Raw genomic sequence first — 15687 nt, forward strand, 5'->3', positions numbered from 1 at the left:
CCCCCGGTCATCCACGAAGCAGGCGTAGTGGGTTCGTTTCGCGATATCGATGCCCACGACAAGCGTTTGTTCCGTAACTTGATCAATTTTATAGTTTTGTGTACAATTCATCTGAAGTCCTCCTTGGCATGATGGTAGGTATTGTTTGACACCCCTGCATCATACCAAGAGGGCTTTTTTTGATCAAGTCCCCGGAAAAGCTCCTAACGGGAATGCTCCTTTTTTCTATCGCCTCGAAACGCGGGCCGACCGATCATAGCGGACCGGAAATGCCTTGTCTGCGAATCATTAAAAAGTGCGCTGCCATTAAGCCAAGCAAAGCCGCCGGCAAGAAGAACACATGAATCGCAAAGAAGCGCGTCAACGTTTGCGCGCCGACAATTTCCGGATCCCCGGCCAACAGCGTTTTGATCGCCGGACCGATAAGCGGCGTCGCCTCCGCGATTTGCAAACCGACTTTCGTCGCGAACAGCGCTTTCATATCCCATGGCAACAAGTAACCGGTAAAGCCAAGCCCCATCATGACCATGAAGATCAATACGCCGACGATCCAGTTCATCTCGCGCGGCTTTTTATACGCCCCTTGGAAAAAGACGCGCAGCGTATGTAAGAACATCATGACGATGACCAAGCTTGCCCCCCAGTGGTGCATGCCGCGCACGATCTGGCCGAACGCTACTTCGTTTTGCAAGTAATACACCGATTCCCATGCGTTTTTAATATCCGGGACGTAGTACATCGTCAAAAACATGCCCGACAAAATTTGAATGACCGTGACAAAAAACGTCAGTCCGCCGAAACAATAGACAAAGGCGGAAAAATGGTGGGCCGGGTTGACGTGTTCGGGAACTTCGTGGTCGGCGATATCCCGCCATAAAGGCGTAATATCCAAGCGCTCATCAACCCAATCATACAGCTTGTTTAACACGCATTACGCCTCCCCTCGTGGTTTCGCCTTGCCTAAATACAGCTTTCCGTCTTTCACTTTGTACTCGTAGCGGTCAAGCGGCGCTTGCGGCGGCGTCCCCGGAACGTTCGTGCCGTCTTTCGTATAAAGCCCGTAGTGGCACGGACAGAAGAAATGATTCGGATTGTTCTTGTCCGTATTCCAGTCAACCGTACAGCCAAGGTGTTTGCAAATCGGCGACAGGGCGATAATGTCCCCTTTTTCATCCTTGTACACCCAGGCTGATCTCGGCTCTTCCGACTCGTACCAAGCGTCTTTCACCTTCACTTTAAAGTCGAAGCGCTTCGGTTCGGTCGTGATCTCTTTGACGTCCGCTACCGCGACCATATCCGTGCCTGCCGTCTCTCTCAAGATCGGGTCAAAGGCAAAACGGAGCATCGGCATGAGCATCCCTGCTGCCATAAAACCGCCGACGCCGGTCAGCGTGTAGTTTAAAAACTGACGTCTCGTTACGCGATGTTTGTTGTCGCTCATCGTCTTCCCCCCTCTATGCAAAATCAAGTCCGCACCGGACGATTGTATGTATAACACATACGGAAAACTAGGACATTCTAATGATAGCTCAATTGCTGAACAAGGTCAATATCGCAGGCGGCAAAACGTCGGACTTTGCCCAGCTTACCTTTTTGTCCAGCAGCTGACGAAAAAGCGGATCAGCTCGGCCGCCTGCTCCTTGACGAGTTCGTGCCTGTACGATTCCTCCATGCTCTCGAGCGGAACGTCCGGAACGAGCCAAACGCGGCCGGCCTCCGCCGCTTCCTCTTGCCACGCCGGGTCACACGTCACGTAAAACACATGCTTCATCCCCTCCTGTCCAAGCCGGCTTGTCCAGCCCGCCAGCCGCTCTGCCAGCGATGGCCGCGGCTCATCGGCAAAATACACAAACGCCGGCAGCAAAAACACACGGCCCCTCAGCTGCCGCTCAGCCTCGGCGGCCACAAGCCCGACGAGCTCCCCGCCCGAGGCGAGCCGCCTCGCTCCTTGGCCGATGGCTACCGGCAAAAGCGGAATGAGTGCCGTATCAATGTAGTCGCGCTCTTTTTCGTAGATGGCGACGTCCCCGCTTGTCCATTTCATCGTTACTCCCCTTTGCCATAAAGTTCGTTCCTTATCACCATACCATATTTTTCGGCAAAAGAAAAACCTTGCCGGCGGCAAGGTGTTACAAGTTGTTCAATTCATCCGTAAGGCGGCGGAACGCCTCTTCATCATGGCGGTCGAGCGCCTCGTCAATCAGTTTCATGAGCCGTCCGCGCTGAAACTCGTAAATGGACCGCTCCAAAAATTGCTCGGCAAGGCGCTGGTCGTTTTCGCTCACTTGCGCCTGTTTGGGCGCGTACGGATTTTCCTCAAGCACGGCGACATATTGCGGCGAATGAAAAGAAGCGCGGAAATTCAATTGAATGTAAATATCTTCGTCGCGGTTTAAACGGATGTCATGGAACGATTTCTCTGCATCGGTTGTCATCACATTCCCTTTGTAGAAGCGAAACGGCACGTCATCCACGCAATGGGTCGACATCACGATGCCGCGCGGGCAATATTGGGCGTTCTCGACAAAGTGCACCTTTTGCATCAATTGGTCGTGGCTCATCAAATAGTTTAAAATCCAGACGCATTCGCGCCGCTTCAACTGATAGTGGCTTAAAAACCAACGGATGAATTCTTTTTTTTCATTGACGGATACGTGCGTCATTGTGCGCTTCCCCCTCGATCGGTTTCCAAGAAAGAGGTTCGATCACCGCTTCTCCCCTACTCCTCGAGCTCAAGCAGCATCTCGGCCGCCTCCGTATGGGTTGGGTCGAGACGGACGATCTGTTGAAATATTTCTTTCGCCGCCGCCCGATTTCCTTCCTCGATGAGAAAATATCCGTACTCTTCGAGAAAATCGACGTTATGCTTAAAGAAATTATATGCCTCGGCGTAATGGTTTAATGCATCATCATACAGCTCCAACCGGTGTTTGGCGCGCCCTAAATCCCACTCAAACTGCGGATCATACTCGCCGTCGGCCATCGCCCGCTCGAGGAGCGACACGACGTCCTCATAGCGTTGCTCATGAAGCCAAAGCGCCGATAACACCGTCAGCGCCTCGACATAGCCATTGTCGATTTCAAGCGCCTTTTGCAATTGCTCTTCCGCTTCGGCCGGTTTGTTCAGTTTCAGCGCGAGCTTGCCGGCATACAGGCGGAGCTCTTTGTTCCATTCATCGATGCTGATGCCTTCCCGCACCGTTTCGTAGCTTTTTTGAAGCTGTCCTTCCTGTTCATACGCTTTGGCCAAATATAAGTAAAGCGGAGCATAGTCAGGATCAAGCTCTTTTAAGGCGCCAAGCTTGTCAATGGCCGTTTGCGTATAGCCGGCCTGCAAGGCGGTGAACCCATAGGCGAACAGCGTCCGGCTGTCCGTTTTTTCGTTAAGCGCCTCCTCATAGTGCGGAAGCGCCGCCTCAAACTCCCCGATGCGGCTGAGCGACTCGGCGAGCCGTTCAGCGACCAAAACGCCGGCGATCTCCCGGTTCGTTTTCCTCACTTGTTCATAAAGCGGCACGCTTTTGGCGTACTCGCCGAGCGAAAAGTACAACTCCGCTAAGGCGAATTGCACGACTGGTTCATCCGGCGCTTTCTCGTACGCTTGTTTTAGCTTCCGTTCGCTGACTTCGGTCAGCCCTTGCATTTCATACAGGTCCGCCGCAAGCAGGCACGCCCGGACGAATTGCGGATCGTCTTCGCTGATGTCCATCAAAATGGCGAGCGCTTCGTCTTCAGCTTCAAGCTCGGTATACACTTCCGCCAAAAACAGACGGACGTCGCCGTCGTCCGGATAGCGGCTGGCCAGTTCCTCGAGCAGCTCTTTTGCCTCCTCGAGCATCCCCCATGAGTATAGACAGTCGGCCAGCGTATATTTTTCCTCATCACTGCCGTACTTTTTCACTTTTGGCACAAGCGCCAACGCTTCGTCAACATTTCCGTTTTCCACTAGACGAATGATTTGTTCAACACGTGTCATGGTTTCGAAACCTCTCTTACAACGACAAGTAGGTTGCCTGACAGGGCGGCGCTTCCCGCCCTCGCTGTCCGCATTGGTATGTACCGGCACAACGGGAACATGTTTTATCATAATCGACAATCGCCGTTTCGGCAACCGAGCCGCTCGCCAACCGCGCCGCACCGGCTGTTGGGGAATGTATCCGCTTTCAAAAAGCGGCGCCAATTATTCCTCTTATTGACAACATATGAACGGACAATGCAAAATATGACCGCCCGCCCGCTTGGGGCGGGGGCATCAACAGCCGGCGGGTTCACTCCCGCTTTCGCTCCATCCTTGGACGTTCGTTCTCACCCGTTTACTAAAGAGCGCAAATCAGAGAAAAACGCCGGGTACGAGACAGCGACCGCCTCCGGACGCTCAAGACGGACCGTGCCTTTGGCGCAGCAGGCGGCGATGGCGAGCATCATGCCGATCCGGTGGTCGCCATGGCTGTCTACGACGATCCCATCGGCCGCGAGCGGCGTTTTGCCGCGGATGATCATGCCGTCATCGGTCGCTTCAATATCGGCGCCGAACTTTTTCAGCTCCGTAACAACTGTATCGATTCGGTTCGTCTCTTTTACTTTCAATTCACTGGCGTCTTTAATGACCGTCGTCCCCTCGGCTTGCGTCGCGAGCAAGGCGATGATGGGGATTTCATCGATCAACCTTGGAATCAAGTCGCCGCCAATTTCGACCGCTTGAAGCGCCGATGTGCGAATCGTGATATCGCCGATCGGCTCCGTTTCCTCATTGCGGACATGGTCAACCGCAATGTCGGCTCCCATTTGTTCGAGCACATCGATAATCCCGGTTCTCGTCGGATTTAAGCCAACGTTTTTCAGCGTAATTTCGCTGTTCGGCACAATGGCCCCTGCGGCAAGGAAAAAGGCGGCCGAGGAAATGTCGCCGGGAACGTAAACGTGCGTTCCGCGCAAACGCTGCGGACCGGCGACCGAGACGGTCAAGCCATCCACTTTCATCTCGCCGCCGAACAGCCGAACCATCCGCTCCGTATGATCGCGCGAGCGGTGCGGCTCGGTCACAGACGTCACCCCGTCGGCAAACAAGCCGGCAAGCAAAATCGCCGATTTCACTTGAGCGCTTGCGATCGGCGAGGTGTAGCGAAGCGGACGGAGAGCACCACCGCGGATGGAAAGCGGCGTATAATTCCCGCCATCGCGCCCGTCAATGTGCGCTCCCATTTCGCGAAGCGGCTTCGTCACTCGCGCCATCGGCCGCTTGGCGATCGACTCGTCGCCGATGAGACAGGCGTGAAACGGCTGCCCGGCCAAAATGCCTAAAAGCAGGCGCGCCGTGGTGCCGGAGTTGCCGACATCAAGCACAGCACTTGGCTCACGCAGCCCACCCGGCCCCGCTCCTTCAACCACAACATGCGTCCCGTCCCGGCGGATGTCGACGCCAAGGCGGCGGAAACAATCGATCGTGCTTAAACAATCGGCGCCGGGCAAAAAGTGATCGATGACCGTCCGGCCGGAAGCGAGCGCCCCAAGCATGACGGCGCGGTGGGAAATCGATTTGTCGCCGGGCACTTCAAGCGTCCCCCGGAGCGATGACACGTTCGTTGGCAGCTGCATGCAACATCCCTCCATTGTTTTTTCGTTGCTATCCTTCATATGTCGCATAGTTCGTATGTTTAGCGAGGCACGCCTTCGCCCGCGCCCGGTCGTCTTCGCTTTGGAAGCTGAGGCGGAGCACCCCGTAAATTTCTTCGCGCGTCTCAATAATGCGAATGTTAGTAATGCTGATGTTTTCCTGCGCCAAATAGCCGGTCACCTCGGAAATGACGCCCGGGTAGTCCGGCACATCGACATACAAATCGTAAAACGACGGGATCGCTCCTTTCGTCCGCGCCGGCAGCCCATCGCGAAACTGCTTGGCTTCGAGAAAGTAATGGTAAATGGCGATGCTGTTTTCTTCTTCGACAAACGAGCGCAGCCGCTCCATCTCCGCCATCCAGCGGTCAAACAGCGCGAGCATCTCGCGTTTATTATGAATGAGAATATCGCGCCACATTTCCGGATTGCTCGATGCAATGCGCGTAATATCGCGGAAGCCGCCGGCCGCAAGCCGGCTGACAAGAGCGTTTTTGCTTTCGTACTCGCGCGCCTGATGGACGAGGCTGGCGGCAATCAAGTGCGGAAAATGGCTGATCACCCCGGTGATGCGGTCATGCTCTTCCGGCGTTAACACGACAAACTGCGCCTTCGTCCCGGAAAGCCATTGTTTTAGCGTTTCCACCCGTTCGAGCGGCACATCATCCGTCGGCGTCAAAATGTAAAAGGCGTTTTCAAACAAATGGGCGCGGGCGGCCGCCACCCCGCTTTTATGCGATCCGGCCATCGGATGGCCGCCGATAAACGCCACGCCCGCCTCCAACAGACGGCGCGCGCCTTGGACGATGCGCTGCTTCGTGCTGCCAACATCGGTGACGATCACGCCGCGCTTCAGCTGCTCAATCGGCATGGCGGCTAAAATCGATTCGGTCTGCATGACCGGAGCGGCAAGAACAATCAAATCCGCGGCGGCAAACCCATCCTCAAGCGTGCGAGCCGTTTCGTCAATCACCTTAAGCGAACGCGCCAAACCAAGCTGATGGCCGTTGACATCGTAGCCGATGACGACTGCTGCTGGATGCGCCTTTTTAATGGCTAAGGCGATCGACCCGCCGATTAAGCCGAGGCCGACGATAAACACGTTTCCTTCCAATGGTCTCACCTTCTTTGTATGTAAACATACGCCCGCTGCTTCTGAAAAGCAACGGGCTCATCGTTCCGCCTGGGCGGCCGCGAAGCCGGTCAGGCGAGCTGTTTTTCCCGCAGCATGCTGGCAATCGTTTCAAACACTCGGTCGTTTTGCTCTTTCGTGCCAATCGTGACGCGCACACCGGTCGGCAAACCGAGGGCCCGGCCGGAGCGGACGATCACGCCCCGCTCGAGCAAATATTGAAACACCTCATTGCCATCAATGCCGAAATCGATAAATACAAAATTTGTTTGCGACGGATAGTACTTGAGGCCGTGCTCGTCGCAAAAGCGGTAATACCGCTCGAGTTCGGCGCGGTTTCGTTCGACGCAGGCGCGGAGGAACGCCTGGTCATCGAGCGCAGCCGCCGCGGCCGCTTGAGCGACGGTTGACGTGTTAAACGGCTCGCGCGCCGGTTCAACGGCGCGGATGAGCGCTTCGCTGGCGATGCCGTAGCCGATACGGAGCGCGGCGAGCCCGTACGCCTTTGAAAACGTGCGCATCACCACGAGCTGGCTGTATTCATTTAAAAGCGGCACCGTCTGTGGATAATCGGGAGCCGTGACGTATTCATAATACGCTTCATCCAACACGACAAGCACATGCGGCGGCACGCGGTCCAAAAAGGCGCGCAATTCCGTTTCGTTCACATACGTGCCGGTCGGGTTGTTCGGGTTGCAAATCCAAACGATGCGCGTCCGTTCATCGATGGCAGACAGCATCGCCTCTAAGTCATGGCGCCCGTCGACAAGCGGCACTTCGCGCACTTCCGCCCGCTCGATGACCGCGTTATGGCGATATTGCGGAAATGTCGGCGCCGCCATCACCGTATTCGTGCCCGGCTCCAAAAAGGCGCGGCAAAAAATTTGCACAACTTCATCCGAGCCGTTGCCAAACAAAAGCTGCGTTTCCTTGACGCCAAGATGCGTTGCCACCTTTTCGCGCAGCGTGCGGGCGTAGCCGTCCGGATAAACGGCAAGGCGGTCGAGCTCGGCGGCGATGGCCGCTTTGGCCGCCGGCGACGACCCATACGGATTTTCATTGGAAGCTAGTTTAATAATATCAGAAAGGCCGTATTCCCGCTTCACTTCCTCAATCGATTTTCCCGGCTGGTATGGGGGAAGCCCCCGAAGCTGCTCTTTCACTTGCATTCGCGTTGCCAACTCCTTCATCATCGGAACTTTTAGCGCAAAGAACACGGCGCGTGAAGCGGCGCGGCGAGCGAGCGGGCGTAGGCGGCAAACTCGGCGATGGCCGCTTCTTTTTCTTCCGGCGCCAGCAGCCGTTCCCCCAACTGTTCCACTTTTTGCACAAGGGCGCTGCCGATGACGACGCCATCGCACACCTCTTTCAGCATCGCCACTTGTTCGGGCGTGGAGATGCCGAACCCGACAGCGACCGGCACACGGCTATGCCGCTTGACTTCACTGACAAAATCGCCAAGCGACTCCGGCAACGTTTCGCGCACGCCGGTGACGCCAAGCGAGGAAACGCAATACAAAAACCCTTGCGCTGCCGAAGCGATCCGCTCAATCCGCTGCTTTGACGTCGGCGCGACGAGCGAAATGAGCGGAAGGCCAAACCGCTCGCCCAGTTCGCGGAGCGGGCCGCTTTCTTCAAACGGCAAATCGGGAATGAGCACGCCGTTGGCGCCATTTTCCCGCGCTAAAGCAAAAAAGGATTCTTCTCCTAATTGTAACACAGGATTGTAATACGTAAAGAGAATAATCGGAATGGTTACCCCTTTTTTTCGCATTTCGGCGACGAGATGAATGGCTTTCGGCAACGTCATGTTCCCGGCAAGCGCCCGGGCGGCGGCGCGCTGGATCGTCGGTCCGTCGGCGAGCGGGTCGGAGTACGGCACGCCAAGCTCCAATAGATCGGCGCCGGCCTCCTCAAGCGCCAAGGCCAAATCCACCGTCACCTCAGGCGACGGATCGCCGGCGACAATAAAGGGAATAAACAGCGGCGGATTAACGGATAGCAGCAACATCTTCACCTTCTTTCGCGCCAAGATGGCGCATCATCGTTTGCACGTCTTTATCGCCGCGGCCGGACAGACAAATGAGCACCGTTTCATCCGGCGACATCGCTTGGGCGAGCTCCACGGCTTTCGCCACCGCATGGGCCGACTCAATCGCCGGAATGATGCCTTCCGTTTGCGCCAGCAGCCGAAACGCCGCGACCGCTTCCTCGTCGGTCACGCTTTCGTAGCGGACGCGGCCGATGCTCGCTAAATAGGCATGCTCCGGACCGACGCCGGGGTAATCGAGGCCGGCTGAGATCGAATACGGCTCGACAATTTGCCCGTACTCATCCTGCAGCAAGTACGTCATCGCCCCGTGGATGACCCCTTTCGTCCCTTTCGTGATCGTCGCGGCATGGTAAGGGGTGTCAATGCCTTTGCCGGCGGCTTCCACCCCGACAAGGCGGACGTCATCTTGCAAAAACGGGTAAAACATGCCGATGGCGTTGCTGCCGCCGCCAACGCAGGCGACGATGACATCGGGCAGCTTCCCTTCGCGGGCGAGAAACTGCTCTTTCGCCTCATCGCCAATGATGCGTTGAAACTCGCGCACCATTTTCGGGTACGGGTGCGGGCCGACCACCGAGCCGATCATGTAAAAATGGTCGTCGCAATGGGCGACCCAATAGCGAATCGCCTCGTTTGTCGCGTCTTTCAACGTCCGGTTGCCGCTTGAGACCGGCACCACTTCCGCGCCAAGCAGCTTCATGCGAAATACGTTCAACTCTTGCCGCTTGATGTCTTCCTCTCCCATAAAGACGATGCAGTCCATCCCGAAATGGGCCGCCACGGTCGCGGCCGCCACCCCATGTTGGCCGGCGCCGGTTTCTGCGATCAGCTTTTTCTTGCCCATCCGTTTCGCCAAAAGCGCCTGGCCGATGGCATTGTTGATTTTATGGGCGCCGGTATGGTTTAAATCTTCGCGCTTTAAATACATTTTCGCGCCGCCAAGCTGCCGTGTCAAATTCGGCGCGAACGTGAGCGGAGTCGGCCGCCCGGAGTAGTGCTGCAAAATGCGGATATATTCTTGTTTGAACGATTCGTCCGCCAGCGCTTTGTCAAGCTCGGCTTCGATTTCCTCAAGCGGAAGCATGAGCGTCTCCGGGACAAACTTGCCGCCGAAATCGCCAAACCGCCCATGTTCATTCGGAACGCGTTCCATCACTCATCCCCACCTTCTTGTTTCCAAACGCGAAACATGCTCCAACGTTGTCTGGGCATGTGTTCGCTGCGGTTTCGAAAACATCCTTTGTTTCTTTAGCCCAATATGTTATTTTTTCTTCAATCTGTTTCATCTTTTTCGGATCTTTGCGCCCGTCCGTTTCAATGCCGCTGCTGATATCGATGCCATCCGGGCGGTAGAGGAGCAGTCGCTCAATATTGTCCGGTGTGACGCCGCCGGCGATGAAGCAGGGCACGCCTTGGCGCGCCGCTTCTTCCAAATAGCGCGGCACCGCCTCCCAGTCGAACGCGACGCCGGTCCCGCCCCACAAGCCGGCGACGCGGCTGTCGACAACATAGCCATCAGCCACCCCAGCGTACTGCTTCATCGCCTCAAGCGCTCCATCGTCGTGATGGATCGCCTTCCAAACAGCGCGCCGTGTCACTTCTTTCACAGCAGCCACCTCAGTTGGCGTCTCGCGGCCATGGCATTGGATGATATGAAGCGGCAATTCAGCAGTGACAGCGGCAATCTGCTCCGCCGCGGCATTGACAAACACCCCGACGAGCTGTTTGCCGCCAAGCGGCGCTGACGCCAGCCAGCGCTTCACCTCAGCAGGCGAGACGCGCCGCTTGCTGTCCGCAAAAATAAACCCGAGGTAGTCCGCCCCGCTTGCCAAGGCGGCCCGCACATCTTCGGCGGAGCGGTTGCCGCAATATTTAAGCCGGATCATGGCCGCCATCCTCCCCGAACAGCCGGTAGACAGCCCGCTCGACGTCCGTCTGGCGCATGAGCGACTCGCCGACGAGCATCGCCTGCGCCCCGTACGAGCGGACCGTTTCGACGTCGCGCCAAGAGCCGATCCCGCTTTCGCTGACGATAACGCATGACGGCGGAATAAGCGGCGCCAGTGCTTTTGTCGCCTCAAGCGCCGTCACAAACGTATGCAAGTCGCGGTTGTTAATGCCGATCACTTCCGGAGTGAACCGGTCAAGCAACCGCTCGAGCGTCTCTTTTGCGTGCACTTCGACGAGGCATTCCAACCCGATGTCGTACGCCTCGCGGTAAAGCGCCTCGAGCGTTTCCGGCGCCAGCGCCTCGCCGATCAATAAAATCGCGTCAGCCCCGAGCCGGGCGCTTTCTTCCACTTGCCGGCGGTCGATGATGAAATCTTTGCGCAGCACCGGAATATCCACCGTTTCTTTCACAAGGCGCAAATAGCTGTGGTGTCCCTGGAAGTAACGTTCATCCGTCAACACGCTGATCGCATCGGCTCCGGCGCGCTCGTATGCTTTGGCGATGGCCGCCGGATCAAAATCGGCGCGAATGAGGCCTTTTGACGGCGACGCCTTTTTCACTTCAGCGATCAAACCGAGCGCCCGCCGCGGCCGCCGGAGCGCCGCGGCGAACGGCCGGCGCTTCGGCTCCGGCAGCGGTTCTGGCATGGTCAATGTTTCGAGTTCTTCCCGTTTGGTTGCCAAAATTTGCTCAAGCACCGTGGACCACTTCCTTTCGGCGCAGGCGCTGCAGCTGCTCGTACGCCGTTTTGGCCAAAATGGCGTCTTTCGCCATCGCCACCCCAGCGGCGATCGTCTCCGCCTTGCCGGCTGCGTACAGCGCAACGCCGGCGTTGAGGGCGGTGATATCGATCGCGCTCGCCGGCGCCGTGCCGTCCATGACGGCTTCAAGCAGTGCGGCGCTTTCCTCCGAACTGCGCACTTGCACGTCAGCGAGCCCGCCGCGCCGCAGGCCGACGCTTTCCGGAGTGAGGACGAAACGGCGAATGTCACCGTCTTTCAGTTCCACAACATCCGTCTCAGCGGCGATGCTGCACTCATCGAGCCCGTCGCGGCCGGTGACAAACACCACGTGCTCAGAGCCGAGACGGCGCATCGTTTCCGCCAGCTTCTCGGCGTAGCGGGTCGAATAGACGCCGATAACTTGCCGCTTGCAGCGCGCCGGATTGGCCAGCGGGCCGATCAAATTGAAGATCGTGCGAAACCCGATCTCTTTCCGCGGGCCGGCAGCATATTTCATCGCCGCATGATACAAGGGGGCGAACAAAAACGCCAATCCTTTTGTTTCGAGCGCCTGTTTGGCGGCCTCAGGCGACGCGGGAATGTCGATGCCAAGCCGCTCGAGCACATCGGCGCTTCCGCTTTTCGAGGAAACGGCGCGATTGCCGTGCTTGGCGACTTTGACCCCGAGCGACGAAACGACAATGGCCGCCGCTGTCGAGACGTTGAACGTCGCCGCCCCGTCACCGCCCGTCCCGCACGTGTCGATGACGTCATCGCCGACGTCGATCGTGGTCATCCGATCGCGCATCGCCCGCACAAACCCGGCGATCTCATCGACCGTCTCGCCGCGCACGCGCAAGATGGATACCAAACTCGCAATCTGGCTGTCCGTCGCCTCGCCGGACATCACGGCATTCATGGCTTCGTACGCTTCCGCTTCCGTCAATGTTTCCCCTTCCGCGCATTTGGAAAGCAACCGCTTTAACATACGATCTGTTCCCCTTTCGCAAATAATCGTTCCGCTTGTTCGATGGCGTAAATGAGGGCGCTCGCCTTGTTGCGCGTCTCTTTCCATTCAAGCTCCGGAACCGAGTCGGCGACAATGCCGGCGCCGGCCTGCACGTACGCATAACCGTCTTTAATGACCGCCGTCCGGATGGCGATGCACGAATCAATGCTGCCGTCAAAGCCGATGTACGCGATCGCTCCAGCGTACAATCCTCGGGCGGTCGGCTCGAGCTCCTGCAAGATTTGCATCGCCCGCACTTTGGGCGCCCCGCTCACCGTTCCAGCCGGAAAAGCGGCCAAGAGCGCGTCGATCGGGTGGATGTCGTCGTCAAGCACACCGACGACTTTGGAAATTAAATGCATCACATGAGAGAACTTGCCGATTTCCATCAACACCGGCACCTCAACCGTTCCGTACTTCGCCACCCGGCCGATGTCATTGCGCGCCAAATCGACGAGCATATAATGCTCCGCCCGCTCTTTCGGGTCATGGTACAGCTCGTCGGCGAGCTTTTCATCCTCCGCCGGCGAGCGTCCGCGCCGCCTTGTTCCGGCGATCGGGTCGATCTCGGCGCGCCGGTCGCGCACTTGGATGAGCTTTTCCGGCGAACTGCCGACAATTTCAATGCCGTCAAGCCGAAAATAAAACATGTACGGCGACGGGTTGATGTGGCGCAAGATGCGATAAATGGCGAACCCACCCGCTTGCACCGGGACGGAAAACCGCTGCGACAGCACCGCCTGAAACACATCGCCGGCCGCAATATACTGTTTCACCGCCTCGACGTCACGCAAAAATTGCTCTTTTTCGTAATTGGACGACACTTTCGAGAACAAAGCGGCCCGCTCGGCCTCGTCTTCGGCCGGCAGCAGCGGCTGTTCGGCCCGGGGGCGCGCCGCTTTCGCTGCCAGCGCGGCGATGCGTTCTTCGGCGGCTCGGTATATCGCGATTTTCTCCTGCATCGTTTCATGACCCTTCAACCGGATATAATGAATGAGAGACAGCTCGCGTTTTTCGTGATCAAAAGCGAACAGCGACTCGCAAAACACAAAATGCCCGGCTTTCATGGCTAGGTCGGGGGCACGATGGCGCGGCACCTTTTCAATGGCGGAAATGAAATCATAGCCTAAAAAGCCGACCGCGCCGCCCGTAAACGGCGCCGCTTCGGCGAGCGGCTTGACGCAAAGCGCCCGTTCGACCGCTTGAAACGCTTCTTTCAACGTCGACGCCGTCATTTGGACATTTCCGTTCTCGTCTTTGATCAAAAACGTTTCTCCTGTCTCGCTCTCAAGCGTCAAAAATGGGGCCACGCCGATAAACGAATAACGCGCCCATGGCGATTCGTCGTCTTTGCTTTCAAGCAGAAACACCGCTTCCTCGCGCAAATTGGCAAACACTTGCAACGGTTCGATGACATCGGCTAAAAATTTGCGCATGATCGGGATGGTGCGAAACTGGCGAGCATCCGCTAAAAAAGCGGCTAGCCGATCAATGGACATCCCTTTCTCCTCCCTTTCTGATTCATCGGGCGGAGAATGAGAGTTTATGAGGCGAAAATGGGGAAAGAAAACGCCCAAAGACCATCGTCTTTGGGCAGATGCAAGCGAAAGGAAACCAATGCTCACCTCAGCTAAACTCGCTCATTCTCATCTACCCTGCACTCGTTCTCAGCTCTTGCTCGGCTTCTGGCAGCCCGCCGGCGGCGGGCAAAGAAGTTATTTTAACTATATTACATTTCTGTTTTTTTTGTCAACGACAAATCCGGCCGCAGCATGGCTGCATCCTTTAAATAGACGTGGCAAATCTCATCTTGCCGTTTGTCTGTCTCCACCGTCATCATGACGCGGATGCAGCGCGGCAGCGAACCGGGCACTGGAATTTCTCGCGTGCACATGACAGGCACGTACGTCCAGCCGTCAAGGCGGCGCAAAGCTTGAGCCGGAAACGCAGCCGTGATGTCGTCAGTGACGGAAATGAGCACGAACGAAACGTCATGGGCGGCAACATCGTTGGCGCGGACCATTTCGCGCAGCAACGTTTCCGTTGCCGCTATAATTTCTCCGGCCTCGTTTCGCTCCACTGTAATCGCCCCGCGAATGCCGCGGATCATCGCTCTCCCCCTTGTCCAGCAAACTCGCACAGCCACGCGAGCAGCTTGTCATCTTCGAGTTCCACGACTTCCACATCGCCGATTTCACGCAAAAGAACCATCCGCACCGTCCCAGCGTACGCCTTTTTGTCGCCTTTCATTTTCTCGAGCAATCGGTGAGGCCCCAGCCCGTCGGGGAGCGAAACCGGAAAGCCGTACGCAGCGAACCATTCGGCAAAGCGGTGCTCGGCAAATGACCGGCCGTAAAGCCGCTCGCTGACCAAGATGGCAAACAGCATGCCGACCGCCACCGCCTCCCCATGGGTCAGCACGCCGTAGCCGAGCTCGCTCTCGAGCGCATGGCCGAGCGTATGGCCGAAATTCAAATGGGCGCGCACCCCGGTTTCTTTTTCATCTTCACGCACGACAGACGCCTTAATATCAATGCCCTTTTCAATGCAATAGGCGAGCTTGCCGCCCTGCAAGTCGGCGAGCGTCTTGATTTCTGCGCGCAGCCAGTCGTAAAAGCGGCGGTCGCGGATGAGCGCATGTTTGATCACCTCGGCAAATCCTGAACGGAGCTCGCGCTCAGGCAGCGTGCGCAAAAAGGCGGTGTCATAGACGACCGCTTCCGGCTGGTGGAAAGCGCCGATCATATTTTTGCCAAGCGGATGGTTGATGGCGACTTTGCCGCCGACGGCGCTGTCGTGGGCCAAAAGCGTCGTCGGCATTTGAATGTAGCGGATGCCGCGCATATAGGTGGCGGCCACAAATCCGGCCAAATCGCCAACGACGCCGCCGCCAAGCGCGACAATGAGCGAGCGGCGGTCAAGGCCGCACTGAAGAGCCGCCGTCTGGCAGGCGTAATAGTTGTCAAACGACTTCGCCGCCTCGCCGTTTGGAATGATGTAGGCATACACATCATAACCGGCAGCGGCAAGCGTGGCGCGCACTTCATCCAAATAAAGAGGCGCCACCACATCGTCGGTGATGATCAACATCTTCGTCCCCGGCGGGCAGGAGAGCGCCCGAAGCAGGCATGGCAACGCGCGGACCGCTCCGTCGCCTAAGAGGAGCGGGTATTGCTTCGTCGCCGTTTCAATCGTCCGTTCGATCAT

15 protein-coding genes and 1 pseudogene are annotated in these 15687 nt (G+C 57.2%); all 16 read right to left on the bottom strand.

Annotated features, from left to right (window positions below):
• Positions 1–253: 253 nt before the first annotated feature.
• Positions 254–928: a menaquinol-cytochrome c reductase cytochrome b subunit gene (qcrB, locus tag ETC02_RS06010; protein WP_011231676.1), complete on the bottom strand. Its 675-nt coding sequence runs from the start codon at positions 926–928 to the stop codon at positions 254–256.
• A 3-nt stretch (positions 929–931) separates the two neighbouring features.
• Positions 932–1441 (bottom strand): menaquinol-cytochrome c reductase iron-sulfur subunit, encoded by a 510-nt coding sequence (gene qcrA / locus ETC02_RS06015; protein WP_171698126.1) that lies wholly within the window; start codon positions 1439–1441, stop codon positions 932–934.
• Positions 1442–1585: 144 nt separating this feature from the next.
• Positions 1586–2044, bottom strand: coding sequence for a YpiF family protein (locus ETC02_RS06020; RefSeq protein ID WP_171698127.1), 459 nt, complete (start codon positions 2042–2044; stop codon positions 1586–1588).
• 85 nt (positions 2045–2129) lie between these two features.
• Positions 2130–2663 (bottom strand): ReoY family proteolytic degradation factor, encoded by a 534-nt coding sequence (locus ETC02_RS06025; RefSeq protein ID WP_094238875.1) that lies wholly within the window; start codon positions 2661–2663, stop codon positions 2130–2132.
• A gap of 56 nt (positions 2664–2719) precedes the next feature.
• Positions 2720–3976 carry a tetratricopeptide repeat protein gene (locus ETC02_RS06030; protein WP_171698128.1) on the bottom strand — a complete coding sequence of 419 codons (1257 nt, stop codon included), beginning with the start codon at positions 3974–3976 and terminating at the stop codon, positions 2720–2722.
• 329 nt (positions 3977–4305) lie between these two features.
• A complete protein-coding gene (gene aroA / locus ETC02_RS06035; RefSeq protein WP_050367449.1) occupies positions 4306–5595 on the bottom strand; it encodes a 3-phosphoshikimate 1-carboxyvinyltransferase in 1290 nt (429 codons plus the stop codon).
• A 28-nt stretch (positions 5596–5623) separates the two neighbouring features.
• The gene (locus ETC02_RS06040) at positions 5624–6727 is read right to left on the bottom strand and encodes a prephenate dehydrogenase (RefSeq protein ID WP_050367450.1); all 1104 of its coding nucleotides are present in this window, start codon (positions 6725–6727) and stop codon (positions 5624–5626) included.
• An 89-nt stretch (positions 6728–6816) separates the two neighbouring features.
• Positions 6817–7914 (bottom strand): histidinol-phosphate transaminase, encoded by a 1098-nt coding sequence (hisC, locus tag ETC02_RS06045; protein ID WP_033010076.1) that lies wholly within the window; start codon positions 7912–7914, stop codon positions 6817–6819.
• 32 nt (positions 7915–7946) lie between these two features.
• Positions 7947–8756, bottom strand: coding sequence for a tryptophan synthase subunit alpha (gene trpA / locus ETC02_RS06050; protein ID WP_171698129.1), 810 nt, complete (start codon positions 8754–8756; stop codon positions 7947–7949).
• Positions 8737–9951 carry a tryptophan synthase subunit beta gene (trpB, locus tag ETC02_RS06055; protein WP_050367451.1) on the bottom strand — a complete coding sequence of 405 codons (1215 nt, stop codon included), beginning with the start codon at positions 9949–9951 and terminating at the stop codon, positions 8737–8739. Before trpB ends, trpA begins: the two co-directional genes overlap by 20 nt.
• Positions 9952–10060: 109 nt before the next feature.
• Positions 10061–10684: pseudogene (locus ETC02_RS06060) on the bottom strand (phosphoribosylanthranilate isomerase); the annotation flags it as partial.
• Positions 10671–11447, bottom strand: a complete 777-nt coding sequence (gene trpC, locus ETC02_RS06065) for an indole-3-glycerol phosphate synthase TrpC (protein ID WP_171698130.1) — start codon at positions 11445–11447, stop codon at positions 10671–10673. The gene trpC and the pseudogene ETC02_RS06060, both read right to left, overlap by 14 nt.
• A complete protein-coding gene (gene trpD, locus ETC02_RS06070) occupies positions 11440–12459 on the bottom strand; it encodes an anthranilate phosphoribosyltransferase (protein ID WP_050367453.1) in 1020 nt (339 codons plus the stop codon). Before trpD ends, trpC begins: the two co-directional genes overlap by 8 nt.
• Positions 12453–13979: an anthranilate synthase component I gene (gene trpE / locus ETC02_RS06075; RefSeq protein WP_063210394.1), complete on the bottom strand. Its 1527-nt coding sequence runs from the start codon at positions 13977–13979 to the stop codon at positions 12453–12455. Before trpE ends, trpD begins: the two co-directional genes overlap by 7 nt.
• 230 nt (positions 13980–14209) lie before the next feature.
• On the bottom strand, positions 14210–14590 hold the full coding sequence (gene aroH, locus ETC02_RS06080) for a chorismate mutase (protein WP_033010070.1): 381 nt from the start codon (positions 14588–14590) through the stop codon (positions 14210–14212).
• Positions 14587–15687, bottom strand: a complete 1101-nt coding sequence (aroB, locus tag ETC02_RS06085; RefSeq protein ID WP_063210395.1) for a 3-dehydroquinate synthase — start codon at positions 15685–15687, stop codon at positions 14587–14589. The genes aroH and aroB overlap by 4 nt, the downstream gene beginning before the upstream one ends.

Origin of the sequence: Geobacillus sp. DSP4a (assembly GCF_013096875.1) — a bacterium.
Taxonomy (GTDB): Bacteria; Bacillota; Bacilli; order Bacillales; family Anoxybacillaceae; genus Geobacillus; species Geobacillus thermophilus.